The sequence below is a fragment of the Cohnella thailandensis genome (assembly GCF_014212135.1).
Lineage (GTDB): Bacteria > Bacillota > Bacilli > Paenibacillales > Paenibacillaceae > Cohnella > Cohnella thailandensis.
Genome location: NZ_JACJVQ010000003.1, coordinates 193,109 through 211,683, shown reverse-complemented (window position 1 = coordinate 211,683; position 18,575 = coordinate 193,109). Strand labels below are relative to the sequence as shown.

12 protein-coding genes are annotated in these 18,575 nt (G+C 55.4%); 8 read left to right on the top strand and 4 right to left on the bottom strand.

The window, feature by feature from the left end:
* Window positions 1-39: 39 nt before the first annotated feature.
* A complete protein-coding gene (locus H7B67_RS03280) occupies window positions 40-2,013 on the top strand; it encodes a beta-galactosidase trimerization domain-containing protein (RefSeq protein WP_185118366.1) in 1,974 nt (657 codons plus the stop codon).
* Window positions 2,014-2,188: 175 nt separating this feature from the next.
* Complete coding sequence (locus tag H7B67_RS03275; protein ID WP_185118365.1) at window positions 2,189-4,495, top strand: AraC family transcriptional regulator; 2,307 nt, start codon at window positions 2,189-2,191, stop codon at window positions 4,493-4,495.
* A gap of 284 nt (window positions 4,496-4,779) precedes the next feature.
* Here the strand turns inward: H7B67_RS03275 and H7B67_RS03270 are convergent, their stop codons facing one another.
* The 4 genes from H7B67_RS03270 to H7B67_RS03255 all read right to left on the bottom strand — a co-directional run bounded on the left by H7B67_RS03270 (window position 4,780) and on the right by H7B67_RS03255 (window position 8,460).
* Window positions 4,780-5,829 (bottom strand): aldo/keto reductase, encoded by a 1,050-nt coding sequence (locus H7B67_RS03270; protein ID WP_185118364.1) that lies wholly within the window; start codon window positions 5,827-5,829, stop codon window positions 4,780-4,782.
* Between the two features lie 107 nt (window positions 5,830-5,936).
* Entirely contained in the window at window positions 5,937-6,959 is a 1,023-nt protein-coding gene (locus H7B67_RS03265) for an MBL fold metallo-hydrolase (protein ID WP_185118363.1), read from the bottom strand.
* Between the two features lie 70 nt (window positions 6,960-7,029).
* Entirely contained in the window at window positions 7,030-7,623 is a 594-nt protein-coding gene (locus H7B67_RS03260; RefSeq protein WP_185118362.1) for a TetR/AcrR family transcriptional regulator, read from the bottom strand.
* A gap of 366 nt (window positions 7,624-7,989) precedes the next feature.
* Window positions 7,990-8,460, bottom strand: coding sequence for a MarR family winged helix-turn-helix transcriptional regulator (locus H7B67_RS03255; RefSeq protein ID WP_185118361.1), 471 nt, complete (start codon window positions 8,458-8,460; stop codon window positions 7,990-7,992).
* A 114-nt stretch (window positions 8,461-8,574) separates the two neighbouring features.
* Here H7B67_RS03255 and H7B67_RS03250 point away from each other — a divergent pair, with 114 nt between their 5' ends.
* The 6 genes from H7B67_RS03250 to H7B67_RS03225 all read left to right on the top strand — a co-directional run bounded on the left by H7B67_RS03250 (window position 8,575) and on the right by H7B67_RS03225 (window position 18,500).
* Window positions 8,575-9,501: an alpha/beta hydrolase family protein gene (locus tag H7B67_RS03250; RefSeq protein WP_185118360.1), complete on the top strand. Its 927-nt coding sequence runs from the start codon at window positions 8,575-8,577 to the stop codon at window positions 9,499-9,501.
* A gap of 101 nt (window positions 9,502-9,602) precedes the next feature.
* A complete protein-coding gene (locus tag H7B67_RS03245) occupies window positions 9,603-10,565 on the top strand; it encodes an alpha/beta hydrolase family protein (protein ID WP_185118359.1) in 963 nt (320 codons plus the stop codon).
* A gap of 426 nt (window positions 10,566-10,991) precedes the next feature.
* A complete protein-coding gene (locus H7B67_RS03240; RefSeq protein WP_185118520.1) occupies window positions 10,992-11,960 on the top strand; it encodes an ABC transporter permease in 969 nt (322 codons plus the stop codon).
* Between the two features lie 13 nt (window positions 11,961-11,973).
* Window positions 11,974-12,858 carry a carbohydrate ABC transporter permease gene (locus tag H7B67_RS03235; protein WP_185118358.1) on the top strand — a complete coding sequence of 295 codons (885 nt, stop codon included), beginning with the start codon at window positions 11,974-11,976 and terminating at the stop codon, window positions 12,856-12,858.
* 36 nt (window positions 12,859-12,894) lie between these two features.
* A complete protein-coding gene (locus H7B67_RS03230; RefSeq protein WP_185118357.1) occupies window positions 12,895-14,427 on the top strand; it encodes an ABC transporter substrate-binding protein in 1,533 nt (510 codons plus the stop codon).
* Window positions 14,428-14,534: 107 nt separating this feature from the next.
* Window positions 14,535-18,500: an Ig-like domain-containing protein gene (locus H7B67_RS03225; protein WP_245363700.1), complete on the top strand. Its 3,966-nt coding sequence runs from the start codon at window positions 14,535-14,537 to the stop codon at window positions 18,498-18,500.
* The last annotated feature ends 75 nt before the right edge of the window (window positions 18,501-18,575 follow it).

The window sequence follows — 18,575 nt, the reverse complement described above, 5'->3', positions numbered from 1 at the left end:
CAGAATCCATAACATTCGAATAGAAAGGAGCCCGGTGCGATGCGTTTCAGGCAGGTCCATCTGGATTTTCACACTTCGGAAAAAATTCAAAGAATCGGGCAAAGCTTCTCCAAGGCTCAATTCCAGGAGATGCTGAAGCTCGGCCGCGTCGATTCGATCACGGTATTCGCCAAGTGCCACCATGGCTGGGCGTACTTTCCATCGGAGGAGAACGAGATCCATCCGCACTTAGGCTTCGACCTTCTGGGCGCGCAGATCGAGGCGGCGCACGAGATCGGCGTCAAGACGCCCGTCTATCTGTCGGCGGGATTGGATGAACGGCTGGCACGGCTGCACCCGGAATGGCTCATAAGGGACGAGAACGATCGGACGAACTGGGCGGCGTCGTTCATGGAGCCGGGTTACCACCAGTTCTGCATGAATACTCCTTACCTGGATATCCTCATCCGGCAGATAGAGGAGGCGACGCGCAAGTACGACGGGGACGGAATCTTCCTGGATATCGTCGGTGTGCGCAAGTGCTACTGCCATACGTGCGTCAACCAGCTGCTCGGCGAGGGGAAGGATCCGCGGGACCCCAAGAACGTCAAGGAATTGGGAGAAAAAACGTACGCGAACTACACCCGGAGGGTGCGGGAGGCGGTTCATGCGATCAAGCCGGGATTGCCGATCTTCCACAATTCCGGTCACATCCATCGGGGACGGCGCGACCTGGCGGCGGCCAACACCCATTTGGAGCTGGAGTCGCTGCCGACCGGCGGCTGGGGCTACGATCACTTCCCGTTGTCCGCCCGTTACGTTCAGCAGCTCGGATACGATTTTCTCGGCATGACCGGCAAGTTTCACTTGTCCTGGGGAGAGTTCGGCGGCTTTAAGCATCCCAACGCGCTGCGTTATGAAGTGGCGCTCAGTCTCGCGAACGGGGCCCGCTGCTCGATCGGAGACCAGCTTCATCCCGAAGGGCGCATGGACCCGGCAACCTACCGTCTGATCGGGGCCGCCTATGAAGAGGTGGAGCGCAAAGAATCCTGGTGCGCGGACGTTCGCCATGTCGCCGACGTCGGCCTGCTCTCGGTCGAAGCGGCGATCGGACCGATAATCGGGGGACTCGCCGGGAAGGCGGACGCCGGCGCGGTCCGGATTCTGCTCGAGAATCAAATCCTGTTCGACGTTCTGGACCTCGAATCCGACTTTAGCGCGTATAAAGTTCTCCTTCTTCCGGATCGGGTGACGGTGAACGAGGAGCTTAAGGCGAAGCTTGATGCCTATACGAGCGGCGGCGGCAAGCTGCTTGCGACCGGCGCATCCGGCCTGGATCCGGCCCTGACGGAATTCGTCCTCGATCTCGGAGTCCGCTATGCCGGGCCGAACCCCTTCAAGCCCGATTATCTGCATCCTTCCTTCGAGCTGCCGTCTCTCGGCGATGTCTCGTTCGTCGTTTACGCGGAAGGGCAGAAGGTAGAGCTGGCCGAAGGAGGGGAAGAGCTCGGGCGACGGGAGGATCCGTACTTCAACCGGGACGTCTATTCCTTCTGCTCCCACCAGCATACGCCGGGCAGCTTGACGGAGGGCGGACCGGGCATCGTCCGGAGCGCGAACGGGATCTATATCGCCTGGAACCTGTTCGAGGATTATGCGGAGAAGGGTACCCTTGCCATTAAGGAGACGGTGGCTCATGCGCTGCGGCTTCTGATCGGGAACCCGACGCTTGAGATCGGACTGCCCGCCCAAGGGGTGGCGACCCTGCAGCATCAAGAGAAGGAGAAGCGGTTCGTTCAGCACTCCCTGTACGCGTCCCCCGTCCGTAGAGGGACGAATGTCGAGGTCATCGAGGATATCGTTCCCCTGCATGACATCGACGTGGCGGTTCGTCTTCCGGGCAAAGAGATCACGCGCGTCTATCTGGCCCCGGAGGGGACCGAGCTCGCTTACGAGACGGCCGGCGATACGATTCGCTACAGGCTGGAGAAGCTGCTTAACCATCAGATGGTCGTGCTCGATTACAGGGCTTGAATTCATCGATCAACATCCGTTCCGGCCAATTGAAACAAGGTGCTTTCCTTCGGGGAAGCGCCTTGTTTCCGCTCTTTTTCGCAGGAGAGGATTCGATTGACAACATTTTCGGCATGCATATATAGTATAGGCACCAGTCACCACTACGACCAAGACGAGACGGGGGAGAACCGCCATGAATCTGTTTCGGACGTTCCGAGGGCGCAAGTACCTGCAGCGGACCTTGATAAGCTTCATCCTCGTCGTCATCCTTCTGGCGATCGCCTCTTATCTTCTTAACGTCAATGCCCGGGGCAAGGTGCTGCGGCTCCAGAACGAAGCCGACCTGAAGCTGCTGACGCAGATCAATTACAACATCGAGAACATGAACGGGATCGTGAAGAATCTCGCGGTGTCGCTTTTTAACGACGACGAGCTGATCGCGGTCAAGGCCGGAGCGGATTACAAGCAGAGCGTTCTCAAGATCGACCGACTGGACCGAACGGTCGCCGAATCTCCCTATCTTCACGCGATCGCTTTCTATAACCCGAAGCAGAAGCGCTACTTCTCCTCCCTGAATCATGGGATGGACAACGATTTGTTCTACGCGGAGCTGAGCCGCTACAAGAACGAGCACCCGAACGTTCCGAAGCTTCAGCTGATTCCGCTCGACCTTGACGGAGGCTCCGACATCGACGTTTTCGCGTTCTTCATCTATGACGGACCCTCGCTCGGCTCGGTCAACGACAACGTGCTTATTCTCACGGTGAAGCCGGACTGGATGTTGGACAATGTGAAAACGCTTAATCGCTTGGCCGAGCGAGAGAACGACGGTCTCTTTATCGCCGACGGCGACGGCAGGGTGCTTATCGAGAGCGACAACGATCGACCGGATCTCCAGGGGATGAAGAGCGCGGTGCTCCAGCGGATAGCGAATTCGGCGAGCACGCTGGACGATTTCAATTACACCTACGAGGGAACCAAATATAAAATCACGTACCTCAGCCAAGGGCTGAACAACTGGAAAATCGTCAGCGTGAGGGATTACGACGCCGTTCTGGGCAGCGTCCGGCAGATGAAATGGACCGAGATCATCGTGACGATCTCCGTCGTGCTTCTCGCCGTTCTTCTATCCATATACTTCTCTCTTAGGCTCTATAAGCCCGTCGGTCAGCTGTACAGCCTCGTCCGGCCCGACGGACGCGAGCCGGAGCAGGTGAGCGACGAGATGTCGATCATCGCCGCTACGTACAAGGGGATGCGGGATAAGCTGTCGCTGCTCGAACAGGAGCAAGCCTCGCAGATCAACATCGCCAGGGCTTATCACTTGAGGAGCCTGATCTCCGGAAGCGAGAGTATGGCGGAGCCGGAATTGCTTCAGAACAAGGCTCAATACGGGCTCGATCTCGCGATTCCGGGGGCGATCCGGGTAGCGGTCGTCAAGCTGGACGGGCTGGAGGCGCTCGTTGCCGAGCAGGGAACGCAGGCCGAATCGTTGTACGGCTTCGCGATCGCCAACATCGGCCAAGAGCTTCTGCGCCGGTCGTTCTCCTGCGAAGCGGCGGATATGAGAAGCGGCCATCTCGTCTTTCTCGTCAGCGGCGGTTCGGCGGAACTGGACGAGCTGAAGGAGCGATTCGGCGAGCTTCAGCGAACGGTCAAGCAGTTCTACCGTTTCTCGTTTACGGCGACGCTCAGCCGAACCTTCGACAGGTACCAAGAGATCACGCAGCATTACAAGCTTGCGCTCCGGCACTCGGATTACCGGATGATCCTGGGCAAGGGCTCGATTATCGAGCCGGACATGATCAAGGACAACGAGCGCAATCCCGAGTACCGCGTGCCTCCGGAGCTGGAGCGCCAGTTGACCGAAGGCATGAGAAGCGGGGACCGGGAGCGGACGGAGGAAGCGATCTCCCGCTGGAAGGAGATCATCGGCGGCTTCAGCTTCGAGAACATGTTCGCCGCGGTGCTCCATATGGCGATCACGCTCAGCAACACGCTCAGCGAGATGAACCACTACCACCTGAACCCGCTCTCCGTCGACCTCCAGGCGATCAACCGCCGCATTCTCGGCGCCGAGACGCTGGACGAGATCGGGCAGGTGCTGAACGAGGTTATCGGCGAGACGTTCAGTCAGCGCCAGAGCGGCAAGGAGGACAAAAGCCAGCTGATCGCCGACACGATCAAGGAGATCGTCGGCAAGCACTACGCCGATCCCGACTTGAACGTCCAGAAGATCGCCGACATGCTGAAGATGAACCCGGTGTACCTCGGGCAGACGTTCAAGGCGCAGGAAGGCGAAACGGTCGTCGACCTGATCAACTCGACCCGTCTCGCCCACGCCCGCCTCTACCTGGAGCAGAAGGACCTGACGGTGGCCGAGATCATGGAGAAGGTCGGCTTCGGGAACGAAAGCTACTTCTACCGGCTGTTCAAGCGGCATTACAGCGTGACTCCGAAGGAGTACCGGTTGAAGTTCTCGATCGACAAGCATACGTGAATGCGCGGAGCGCGCATGTACGGCCGGCCCGGCTTTTCGGGCCGGCTTTTTGGCGCCGCCTACCGGATGCCGCCTCTAGGGGAGTTAAAAGTATCCAATTGGGGCCCAACCACCGCATGACCGGTCTCAGTTGAGTAATGGTGCGAATAGAAAGTCGTCAAGACAACATTGCAATAAGTGCGAAAATTGTGAAATAAATTCTATAAAATTCAAAAAAACACCTCCAAGTTTATTTCCATATCTAACGACATGGTAACCATCACTTGAAGGCGTTTGGACATAGTTTAGCGGCGCTCGACGGCTACGCCCCCAAAAACTCCCCACAGGTTTGCAGGGTCATTTAAGTACTTATGTGGAAACCCCAGCTCAATCGCGCTTACCGTGTCGAGCCTTTGCAGTTGTTCCTCCGTAAGCTGCAAATCGAGCATATCCAAATTGCTTTCAAGCTGTCCGGCTTTGCTTGCCCCCAGCAAGATGGATGTAACGGACGATTGGGCTCTCAGCCATGCCAATGCAACATGCGCTGCTGGAGCATTCACTTCATCTGCTACTTTTTTTACTTCATCCACAATATTGAATACCCGCTCATTCAGCATACCATGGTTAGCCATCATGGTTACCCGTGAGCTCCAGCCTTCGGATTTCTTGCTGCTCTGGTGCAAATCCTCTCTTGAATATTTTCCGGTCAGAAGACCGTTGGCCAGAGGCGACCAGGCAACAACCCCAAGCCCCATCTCCTGAGCCATCGGAGTAAGCTCTCTTTCCGACGTTCGTTCGATCAGACTGTGTTCGTTTTGCAGGGCAACCAGAGAAGACCACCCTCTCAGGTCGGCGATTGTCTGCATCCGCGAAATCTGCCAGGCCGGCGTATCCGATATTCCTACATAAAGCACCTTGCCCGCTCGTACAAGATCATCCATAGCCCGTAACACTTCCTCGACCGGCGTCGTGTTATCCCAAGAGTGTAAATACAGCAGGTCGATATAATCTGTTTTCATTCGCGACAGACTCGTTTCAACCGAGCGGATCATGCTTTTTCTATGATTTCCGCCTGCATTCGGGTCTCCTTGATGCGTATTCATCGTATACTTTGTAGCAAGAACGATACGCTCGCGCCGTTCCCCCAGAATTTCGCCCAACATTTTTTCCGAGCTTCCGTTCGTGTATCCACTGGCCGTATCGACAAAATTTCCGCCCCGGTCAAGATAAATGTCCAGTATGTTCTGAGCTTCATCCGTGCCTGCACCCCATCCCCAATCCGTACCGAAAGTCATAGTGCCAAGCGCAAGCTCCGAGACTCGCAATCCACTTTTGCCTAAGAAATAATATTTCATATATGCCTCCTAATAATTGTTATCCACTTTTTCAAATCTGGAACTTCCATTTCTTATAAGATATTGATCATCGTTGGATACGTCGCTTTTTACATGGATCACCCCCTTTAAGGAATATCTCTCCACCATGGAACCGAAGGTATTTCTGAAGAACCAATCTCAACGCTTTCACCTATGCGAGGTACCGCGATGACGACGTTTCTTTCAGCCGCAGCCTTGAGAACACGCTTGATCGGCTCGTCCCAGTCATGGAATGCGAGTGTAAATGCGCCCCAATGGACCGGGAGCAATATGTTACCTTGAAGTTCAATGTGGGCTTGAACCGTCTCCTCGGGCAGCATATGCAGCGGCCACAAGCCACTGTTGTCGTATTGTCCAGCCTCAATTAATGTCAGATCGAAAGGACCGTAGTTTTCGCCAATCTCTTTAAAGTGAGGTCCGTAGCCGCTATCTCCGCTATAAAATATCTTTGTATGTTCTCCTTCAATAATCCAGGAACACCACAGCGTAGTATTTTGCTTAAAAATCCCTCTTCCCGATGAATGCTTTGCCGGCGTGCAGCGAAGCTTCAGTCCTTTAAACCCAGATTCCTCCCACCAGTCAAGCTCCACAATCTTGTTAGGAACAACACCCCATCTTTCCAAACGGCCGCCAACCCCAAGAGGGACATAAAATGTTCTCACTTTATCTTTTAGTTTCTTGATAGACCTGAAATCCAGGTGATCGTAGTGATCATGTGAGATGAGCACCGCATCAATTTGCGGAAGATCCTCGATTTCAATGGGCAGTTGTTCGCTATAACGTCTGCCGCCAAACCTGAAAGGAGAGGAATAAGACTCAAATATCGGATCTAACAGTAATTGCCGCCCCTCCAGCTGAATAAACGATGTAGAGTGCCCGAGCCATATAACTGCCGTTTTATTAACATCTTCCTTTGATAAAGGTGCCGCGATTCGCTGAACCGGAAGTATTTCTTTCGGCCGTGCTCTGGGATTGCCTTTGATATATTGCCGAAAGATTGGGAGTAAAGCCTTCACGCTGTACTCGACAGGCGTTTCAACAGGATATTTAAACCTCCCGTTTACGAAGTTTTTGGATATTTGATATTTTGTTCTTCTCTTTTTGGACATAGGTACCAACTCTCAAATTAATATTAATTGAACATTCATTCATTTTATCTATGAAAAAAAGAAGGACTCCTTATGCTTTGACAGCGTCCCAGCTTGATTGGATCAAGTCCTTCACATTTTTATTATTAAATTCAAACTCTCTTCTGTAATATTGTTTGGCAAGCTCGGTAACAGGAGCATAAATCAAAACTAACATCAGCATGGTATCGTAATCTTTAAGCACCTTCTGTTCTTTGCCTTCCTCGATCAATTTATAAAAAGGCTGGAACATCATACTGGAATCTTCAAGATACAAATTCTCGACAAGCGGTGAATTGCAAAATTGTTCATAAAAGAGGAATTCATCTTTATGGTTAAGAATGAATTCAATATAGTTGCTCATAATCAGTTCAAATCTTTCCCTGACCGGCATTGGATGATGGACACCCTGGAACATACTTGAACTAATCTTCTGCTCGACATTCATAAACAGCTTCCTCAGCATGTCCTCCTTATTTTCGAAGTAAACATAGATCGTTCCTGGTGATACCTTAGCCCGTTTGGCAATTTTGGACATGGAAATTTCAGAGAAGCCGATCTCGTTCAAAAGCTGAATGGTTGCTTGAATAATAGCTTCATTTTTATTTTTGTCCTTATATCTCATGGCCGAATAATAAACGATCATTCAATTAAAGTCAAATGCATTAGGGAAAGATATTCTGTAGCCTGCCAAGTTTAAAATGCGGTTGCTGCAGTTAGACCTCAAACTGTTCAGCTAACGGACAGATTAACGAAAATTCGTTGGTCTAGTTACGTATAAACGAATAAATAATATTTTTGAGGGGGATTAACCATATGATTAATTTTCCATCATTGTTTTACTTTATCTTTAGCGTACTTGTAGTCCTATTATTTGTAATGTTTTTAATTAAAAGCTTTAAGAGAAAAAAATAGAAATTAGCTTCTTTTAAAGTCGGAGAATGTTGCGGTACCTAGAATAGGAAAGCAAAGCCCCCTCCATCGTTTTGGTGGAAGGGGCAAAAATACGCGGTCATGGCGCTGGGGCATTATAAGATGCGGCAGAACCTTTTTTTGTTCTTTCCGCCAGCTTCGTAATCGACTCCACGTCTTGATCGGTTAATTGATCCAGGAAATGTTTGCGTATGGCCATGGAGACGATGGGACGGGCATCATTTAAGGCTGATTTGCCAGTGGGAGTAATGATGACCTGAACACCGCGATCGTTGTCTAATGGCTTCCTCATCACCAGCCTGCGTTTCTCCATCCGCGTCAGATGATGCGACAATCGGCTCTTATCCCAGTCCATGGATTCGGCCAGCTCCTGTTGGCGAAGGCTACCGTCCCCCAGAAGGTCTAACCGATCCAGTACTCCATAATCGCCCTCTGATAGTCCGGTGTGATCGGACATCTCTTTGATTACGCGACCGAAGATGCTGTGAAAGGAGCCTTTCCACTTATACCATAATTGAATTTCTTCTTCGTTCAGTTCGCTCTTATTCATGGAATCATTATAGCATGGTTGACACGTCAACTACAATTTGATACAGTTGTTTGAGGTTTAGGTTGATACGTCAACCATACTAATGCCAAGAAGATCAAGAAAGGAACATTTATTATGCAAATGAACGTAAGTACGTCTACTCCAGTTATCTCGTTTAAGCCGGTAGTCCTATCGGCCCCGGGTCGTGGCGAGGATTTGCAAGTGCGGGTATCAGCGCCGGCGACGGGCAGCCAATTGCCTATTGTTATTTTCTCGCACGGCTTTGGTTGGTCGATGGACAGCTACGGTCCGTTAGTCGACTACTGGGCTGCTCACGGCTTCGTGGTCATTCAACCCACCCATCTCGACTCGAGGACGCTGAATCTTCCCGCTGACGATCCCCGTACACCGCTGATTTGGCGTTTCCGCGTCGAAGACCTGAAGCTCATCCTTGACCAACTTGATCTTATTGAAGCTTCCGTTCCAGGCCTCGGCGGACGTCTCGACCGAAGCCGTATTGCCGCAGCCGGACACTCCTGGGGAGGCCAAACGGTGAGCATGCTGCTCGGCGCGCGAGTCCTCGATGCCAATGGCGAACCGGGAGAGGACATGTCCGACTCGCGAATCAAGGCGGGCGTATTGCTTTCCACGACTGGCCTTGGCGGAGCTGACTTGACTCCGTTCGCGGCAGAGAACTTCCCATTCATGAACCCGAGCTTCTCCGAGATGAGGACGCCGACTCTTGTGGTCGCGGGGGATCATGACCAATCCCCCCTGTCCACTCGGGGGCCTGACTGGTTCACGGACCCCTACTTCCTGAGCCCGGGCAGCAAGAGCCTGCTCACCCTCTTCGGGGCAGAACATATACTTGGCGGAATCTCCGGGTACAACGTCGCGGAGACGACGGACGAGAACCCCGAACGAGTTGCTTTGCTCCGGCAGCTCACGTGGTCGTACCTTCGCGACGCGCTCGGCCTCGACAATTCCAGCTGGATAGAAGCCCGCAAAGAATTGGAGGAGAGCACCAACCAGTTAGGCCGAATTGAATCCAAGTCGGAATAATGGATCACAGCGATCTCAAAGAAGGGACCATCCTAAAAATAGGATGGTCCTAAAAAAGGAGAGTGTTACTCATGCAGGCTAATCCAAAGGGAGAGCGTTCCATGAGCAAGCCGTTCACCGAAGCTGCCGGTATTCCTGTCAACGATTCCGCCCCTGTCGTAACCTTCAGCCCCGTAGTGCTTTCGGTCCCCGGTCGGATTGCGGACTTGCAGATCAAGGTCTCCGCACCCTCGACGGGGAGCGACCTGCCCGTGATTCTTCTGTCGCACGGCCATGGGCCTTCGAACTTCGTGTCATCCCTACACGGCTACGGGCCCCTCGCAAACTTCTGGGCAGCTCACGGCTTCGTCGTTATCCAGCCCACCCACTTGGACTCGAAGGCGCTGGGCCTGCGTGAATCGGATAACCCGGAGGCACCGTTGTTTTGGCGGTCCCGAGCCGAGGACATGCGCTGCATTCTCGATCGCCTCGACCAGATCGAGGCTGCTGTTCCGGGGCTCGGCGGGCGCCTAGACCGGAGCCGGATCGCCGCAGTAGGGCATTCAATGGGCGGGCATACGGTAGGCATGCTGTGTGGTCAGGGGGTTACGGATCCGGTCGACGGGACGGAAGTGAATCTAGCCGACCCTCGGATCAAGGCGGGCGTACTGTTGGCTGCGCCAGGCAAAGGCGAGGACCTCGCCGCGTTCGCAACCGAGCACTACCCGGTCTTGAAGACAACTAGCTTCGCCACAATGACAACGCCAGCCCTCGTCGTCGTGGGTGATAACGACTGGAGCCCCGCGTTCTCCGATCGCAAGGATTGGCGCTCTGATGCGTACTTCCTGAGCCCCGGCCCCAAATGCCTGCTGACGCTGTTCGGGGCGGAGCATGGGCTAGGCGGGGTAGCCGCGTACGACGCGAAGGAAACGACCGACGAAAACCCCGAGCGCGTGGCCGCGCTGCGAGCGCTCGTCTGGTCCTATCTCCGTACCGCGCTCTACCCTGAAGACCCCGCCTGGCCCGCAGCGTGTGCCGCGTTGATGGATACGCCTAATCCGCTGGGTATTATCGAATGCAAATGAAGCTCTAAGAAGCCGCACGACAATAGCGCGGCTTTTTTATTTGCGTTAGTTCAATAAAGCAGCGACAGTCTAGGACTATATTTTCACGTCTTTTTCCTTGTACATCCCCCATCTCCCATCCTCCGCTCCCTACCCCCATTCATTCCCACTTTCAGCTCCCTTACAGCATTCTGGACTCTGTACAGAGCCCCGAACCGCGCCAATACAGGATTCCTGCACACGTACAGCCGGCTTTTACAGGAATCCTGCGTTTGTACAGTACCGATATTGCCGCCCCCTGAGCTATCGTTAAACCTGCAAGCCGGGCAAGCCGAACCGAGACGGAGCGGCGAACGCGGCGGCAAGTATGGCGGTAAGGAAGGAGCATTCGCGATGTCGAACAAAGCCTCGGTCGCCCTGAACGATAACGGCGGCACCAGCGCACGTATGGATTCCAATGCGGATTCTCCGCTGGATCGGACCAAGCCCAAACGCAAGTCGTTCTTTAGAAGAGAGCTTAAACATTTAAAGTCCAACCGGGAGCTGCTGCTGCTGTCGGTCCCCGGGATTCTGTACAAGCTGATCTTCGCCTATTTTCCGATGGTGGGCCTCATTATCGCTTTCAAGAACTACCGGTACGACCTCGGGATGTTCGGGAGCAAGTGGGTCGGCCTCGATAACTTCCGATTCCTGTTCACGACGGATACGGCATGGAGAATCACCCGCAACACCGTTCTGTACAATCTCGGCTACATGGTGATCACGACGGTCGCCGCTTTATTCCTGGCGGTTCTGCTGAACGAGCTGAAAGCCAAGTACACTCGCTTCTATCAGACCGCCTTGTTCCTGCCCCACTTTCTCTCGTGGGTGCTCGTCGGTTATATCGCGTACGCGTTCCTGAACCATTCAGACGGCTTCATCAACCGCACGCTGATCGCGCTCGGGTTCGACCCGGTCAGCTGGTACCAGGATTCGGCCCCATGGCCCTTCATTCTGATCATCGTGCACCTGTGGAAGGCGATCGGGTTCACGACGCTGATCTACTTCGCCGGGATCATGGGCATCAGCGGGGATTATTACGAGGCGGCCCGGATCGACGGGGCGACGAAGCGCCAGATGGCGCTCAAGATCACGGTTCCGCTGCTGACGCCTCTCATCATCATCATGAGCATCCTGTCGATCGGCAGCATGTTCCGGGGCGACTTCGGGCTGCACTACTTCATTCCGAACAACTCCGGCTTCCTATACTCCTCGACGGACATCATCGACACCTACGTGTATCGGGCGCTTCGCGAGGTCGGGAACGTCAGCATGTCCGCGGCGGTCGGCTTCTATCAATCCGTCGTCGGGTTCGTCCTGGTGCTCGCGGCTAACGGCATCGTGAAGAAAATAAACCCGGAACACTCGATGTGGTAAGGAGGCTGCGAGCATGGAAGCTAAATTTTCGATATCCAAAGGGTTCTTGCACCTGTTCTTCACGATCCTCTCGATCGCGGTGGTCCTGCCCTTCCTTCTCGTCATCGCCGTGTCCCTCACGGACGAGAAATCCCTGACGGAGCACGGATACCAATTCATCCCGAGCGACTTCAGCCTGAGCGCCTATCGCTATATGCTCGATTCGCCGGACATCATTTTCCGGGCCTACGGAGTGACCATGCTGGTCACCGTCGTCGGTACCCTGGTCAGCCTGCTGATTACCGCGATGACCGCCTATGTCGTCTCCCGGCCGGATTATCGCTACAACCGGATCACCACGTTCTACGTTTTCTTCACCATGCTGTTCAGCGGAGGGCTCGTTCCTTCCTACATCTTGGTGACGCAGTACCTGCATCTGAAGGACAGCCTGCTGGCGCTTATCCTGCCGATCCTGCTGTCGCCGTTCAATATCATGGTCATGAAGGGGTTCCTGTCGAAGATTCCGCTCGAGGTTATCGAATCGGCCAAGATGGACGGGGCGAAGGAATACCGGATTTTCTTCCGGATCATCCTGCCTCTGGCGACGCCTGCGCTGGCGACGCTCGGCCTGCTCATCGCGTTCGCCTACTGGAACGAATGGTTCAACGCGATGCTGTACATCGACGATCCGAACAAGGTACCGCTGCAGCTGCTGCTTGTCCGAACGCTGAACAGCATCGAGTTCATCACGACGAACTCGGAGTTCGCTCAGCAGCTGGGCATCGATTTGTCCGATTTTCCGAACAATTCCGCGCGGATGGCGATCGCCGTTCTCGCCGGGGGACCGATGCTCGTCATCTTCCCGTTCTTCCAGCGGTTCTTCGTCAAAGGCCTTACGGTTGGCTCCCTCAAGGGTTAACATATTAAACAAGAGAAAATTTAGGAGGTCGCACGAATGTTGAAGAGAAAGTTTGGCTTGTCCGCGCTGACCCTGGTCACCGCAGCTTCGCTCGCCGCCGGATGCTCGTCAGGCGGGAACAACAACGGCGAGAACGCCGGCGCATCGAACGAAGCGCCATCCCAGACGGCGTCGGCATCGGCATCGGCTTCGGGCTCGGAGGAGCTGAAGCCGGTCGAGCTGACCTGGTACTATCCGCTGAACCAGATGCAGCCGGATCAACAGAAAGTAGAAGACGCTTTCAATAAGATCGTCAAAGAGAAAATCAACGCCACGGTCAAGCTGAAACCGGTCGCCTTCGGAGACTACGTGCAGAAAATGAATACCGTCATGGCGGCCGGCGAAAACTTCGACATCATGTGGACCGGCTACCTGGTCAAGCCGGAGGAGCTCGTCCGCAAGGGCGCCCTGCAGCCGCTCGACGACCTGCTCGAGCAATACGCTCCTTCGCTCAAGTCCGACATGCCGCAGTACATGTGGGACGGCCTCACGGTAGACGGCAAGATCTACGGCATCGCGAACCAGCAGATCAACGGTTCCCGCTACGGCTTCATCATCCAGAAGAGATTCGCCGACAAGTATCAGCTCGACACGGCTTCCATCAAGAAGCTGGAAGACATCGAGCCGTTCCTCGACAAGATCAAGCAGGGCGAGCCGGATATCATTCCGTTTAACGGCTTCTATGTTCCGATCACCCACGACGATACGTTCTGGGGCGTTCCCGGCCTGGACGACCACTTCTATATCAAGAGCGACGATCCGACTTACCAATTGCTTCGTTATCCGGAAGAGGAGCTCGATACTTACCGGCTGATGAGCAAGTGGTACAAGGCAGGTTACATCTATAAGGATGCCGCGACGGCCAAGATGAACGATTACCAGGCGAAGGGACAAATCGCGGTCGATTTCAACAACGTCCTGAAGCCGGGCGTCGAAGCGGAAGTGAAGGCGAAGAACGGAGGAAACGACGTCATCGTCGTTCCGATAAGCGATTGGTTCACGAACGGCTACTCGGCGACGACGAACCAATCGATCAGCCGCACGTCCAAGAACCCGGAACGCGCGATGATGCTGCTCAACCTGATCAACAGCGATCCGGAGCTCTACAACTTGATCAGCAACGGCATCGAAGGCGAGCATTACACGAAGACCGCCGACGGCTATATCACGCCGGCAGCGGACTCGAAGTACCGTCCGAACGTGGACTGGGTGTTCGGCAACGTGTTCAACTCTTACCTGAAGGAAGGCCAGCCGAAGGACGTCTGGGAGCAGACGAAGAAGATCAACGAGACGGCCGAGCTCAACCCGGTCGGCGGCTTCAAGTTCAACTCCGAGCCCGTCGTCACCGAGATCGCCAACCTGAACGCGGTATGGGGCGAGTACAAGAAGGGGCTCACGACCGGAACGCTCGATTTCGACGAGACGTGGCCGGGCTTCTACAAGAAGCTGAAGGAAGCCGGAGAAGACAAATACGTCGCCGAGGTTCAAAAGCAGTTCGACGAGTACCTGAAGCAAGCGGGACTTAAGTAAATCGGCCATTGGACGAATTCGCAAGGCTGCAATCGCGCGCGAAGGTCCGCCGCTCCAGGCGAGCCGGCGGGCCTTCGCGCTCTATTCTCAAGATGAGAGGAAGGGAAATGATGATCAGAAAAAGCTTGATCTCACTGCTTCTTGCAAGCCTGTTGCTTTCGATTCCGCAAGTGTTCTCCACCGCTTACGCAGACAACGATCCTCAAGGCAAATTAACTGGCAAAGCTCTTTATGTGTCTCCGAATGGAAGCGATTCCAACCAGGGGACGAAGAACAAGCCGTTCAAGACGCTGGAGAAGGCGCGCGACGTCATCCGCGAGCTGAAGACACGCGGCAAGGGCGGCCTTCCGAAGGGCGGCATCACCGTCTACTTAAGGGAAGGCGTGTACGAGCGGACGTCCAGCTTCGAGCTGCGCGAGCAGGATTCGGGCGAGCCGGGCAAACCGATCGCGTACAAGGCTTATCCCGGAGAGACCGTGCGTTTGACGGGCGGCCATAATCTCGAGAAGAGCGGCTTCGTTCCGGTGACGGACGCCTCCGTTCTGGACCGCATCATCGATCCGGCCGCGCGCGAGAAGGTTCTCGTCTACGACCTCGCCGCTAACGGCCTTACCGATTACGGCGTGATCAGCCGCCACGGCTATTACCTGGCGAACGATCTCAGTCAAGTGCCTCCCATGGAGCTCTATGTGGAAGGTCAAGGCATGACGCTGGCTCGCTGGCCGAACGAGGGAACCGTGCAGATGGACCAGATTCTCGATCCCGGTCCGACGAGGCGCGACCCGGACGTGCATGAGCGTGGCGGCACCTTCACTTACACGTACGACCGCCCTCAATACTGGACTCAAGCGGACGATATTTGGCTGGACGGCATTTTCGGCTATAGCTGGGAATGGTCGTATAACAAGGTCGCTTCCATCGACACCGCGAACAAAAGCATTACCCTTCAGTACGGCGAGATGAGCGGCATTATGAAGAACTGGTACCCGGACTTCCACTTCGCCTCGAATTTGCTCGAAGAGATCGACATGCCGGGCGAGTATTATATCGATCGGGATGTCGGCAAGATGTATTACCTGCCGAACGCGGAGTTCCTGACGAACGCCGATCCGGAGATCACCGTCACGATGCTGAAGACGCCGATGATCAACGCGCTTAACGCTTCTTACATCAGCTTCGAGGAGCTGATCCTGGAGAACGGCAGAGATTCGGCGGCGGTCATCGCGGGGGGAAGCCACACCGAGATCGTGAACAGCGAGATCCGCAACTTCACGAACAGCGGCGTGCTGATCAACACCCAGAGCCGGTTCTATTACAGCGAGATCGTTCCCGGCGTCGGCAACTACAACGGCGTGCGGAACACCCACATTCATCACATCGGCGGAACGGCCGTCACGCTGACCGGGGGCAACCGGACGACGCTCGAGCCCGGCAACAACTTCGTCGAGAACTCGCACATTCACGACTTCGCCTACTACCACAAGGCGTACAATCCCGGCGTCCATCTGTCCGGGGTCGGGAACCGAATGTCGCACAACGAGCTGCATGACGCGCCTCATCCGGGCGTCCTGATTTTCGGCAACGACCATGTGGTGGAATACAACGAGATCTACGACGTCTGCAAGATGTTCTCGGATCTCGGGGCGATCTACATGAACGAAGGGGAGAAGCCGCAGAGCCGAGGCACCGTCATCTATCGCAACTACTTCCACAACATCGGGGAAGGCAAGCCCGGCGTGGAAGGGATTTACCCGGACAACTTCACGATGGGACTTAAGATCGAGGAGAACATTTTCTACAAAATGGGCAACTCGGCTATCCGCAACAACGGCGGGGCTCACATTCTCTCGAAGAACAATATTTTCGTCGATGCCAAGGTGCCGTACGACTACGCGGATCTCTATCTGGGCGACAGCCCCGAAGGCCAGATCGCGAAGAACTACATGCCGAAATGGCAGGCGCTGTTCGCGGCGAACAACGATTGGGTCGGCACGCCTTATCTGGCGAAATACCCGGAGCTGGCGAACTTCTTCACGGAGAATCGCTATTACCCGGACACGAATACGTTCCAAGGCAACGTGATTTACAACCCGACGGTAACCCGCAGTTCTACGACCAACGCCAACGGCGCGTACGACAAGTTCAATCTGGTGCAGTACGCGAACAACTGGGTGACCGCGACCGATCCGGGCTTCGTCGATCTGGTGAACGGCGACCTCTCGCTGGCGCCGAATGCGCCGGTATTCACGGCCATTCCGGGCTTCCCGAACATTCCGTTCGGCGAGATGGGAACCGAAGGCAAGGTCGGCCCGACGAACGGACCCGATGCCTTCCCGGTTCAGGATGTTGTCGCGTATAACGGCGAGATCACGGTGGACCGTTGGCAAACGGTAAAGCTGCAGACGGCAATCCTTCCGTGGAACGCGACCAACCAAGCGCTGAGCTTCGTCTCGGCGGATCCTTCAATCGCGACCGTGGATACGAAGGGCATCGTCACCGGCGTGGCGGTCGGAGATACGGCCGTGACGGTAACCTCGCAGGAGAACCCGTCGGCAACGGCTACGGTCGTCGTTCATGTCGCTAAGGGCGACGGGGTCATGGATCGGACGGACTTCGAGTCCGGATCGAACGGCTGGCCGCAGGACGCGAACCGCAGCATCGTCACCGAGGACGGCAACCACTGGTATAAGCTGCTGAACGGAGCCTCCTCGGTTAAGGAGAAGAACTTCTCCGACTACGAGCTGACGTTCAAGATCAAGACTCCGGCGACGATGGGGGATAACGCGACGCTGTATATTTTCGATCGGCAGAGCACGAACCAGCCCGGCCGGATCGGCTATCGGAACCGCCCGGACGGCACGTCCTCTTGGCTGCTGTACAACGCCGCTTGGGCGGTCGTCAAGGAGGTCAAGATGCCGGGGCGCGATCTTCAGCCGAATACGGAATACAACCTGAAGGCCATCGTGAGAGGCGGCGAGATCAGCGTCTACCTGAACGACCAGCCTCGATTGAAGGCGACCAATTCGACTTTTAACGCTTCGGGCAAGGTCGGCTTCTACATCAGCGATATGCCTAGCATGCTGCTCGACGACATCCAGTTCAAGGAGCCGACGAATCAGCTGGCGGGCATTCTCCCGGCCGAGACGAACGTGCTGCTGACGGCGGGCGAGCAGAAAACGCTGGCGGTCACGCTAGACCCCGCGGACACTCCGGACACGGCCCTGCTCTGGGAATCGAGCAATCCGGCGGCAGCGACGGTCGATGCGGGCGGAACCGTAAGCGCGGTAAGCGCGGGCGAGGCGGTCATCACGGTCGCGTCGGCGGTATATCCGAATATCTCCGCGCAGATTCGCGTGACCGTGTCGAACGTGATGCACTACACGAACTTCGAGTCCGGAGGCAACGGCTGGCCGGTCGATCCGAACCGAAGCGTCGTCGCCGACGTGTACGGCAACCGCTGGTACAAGATCGTGAACGGCGCGACCGGAATCCTGGATAAGACGTTCACGGATTATCAGCTCGAATTCAAACTGAAGACGCCGGAGACGCTGCCGGAGAACGGCGGAACCTTGTATATCTTCGATAAGCAGGACTCCGTCGGCTCGACCCGCATCGGCTACAAGGCCAAGGCGGACGGAACGTCCTCGTGGATTCTTTATAATCCGAGCTGGACGATTCTGAAGACGGTCGACTCGCCGCAGCTCGATTTGCAGGCGAATACCGTCTACGACGTCAAAGTCGTGGTTCAGGGCACGACGTACAAGGTGTACGTCGATGACGTCCTGAAGCTGGATGCGGCGGACCCGAATCATCGGCCGTCGGGCAAGGTCGGCTTCTATGCCAGCGGGTTCAGCTACCTGATGTTCGACGACGTGAAGTTCTCGCTCGTGCCGTCGGAGGCTGGCTTGCAAGCGGAGCCGGCCGTTCCGGAGGAACCGGCGGTTCAGGAAGAGGCAGCCGTACCGGAAGAGGCGTCCGTTGAGGAAGAAGCGGCTGCGTCGGAAGAGATCGGAGCGGAGGAAGAATCGGCCGTGCCGAATGAAGTCAACGTATCGGAAGAAGCGAACGTTTAGGCTATCTTGAGCTGCCTAATAACGGGCGATCCTCCCCCTCGCGGGGAGGGTCGCTTTGAGCATGGAATCATCGAA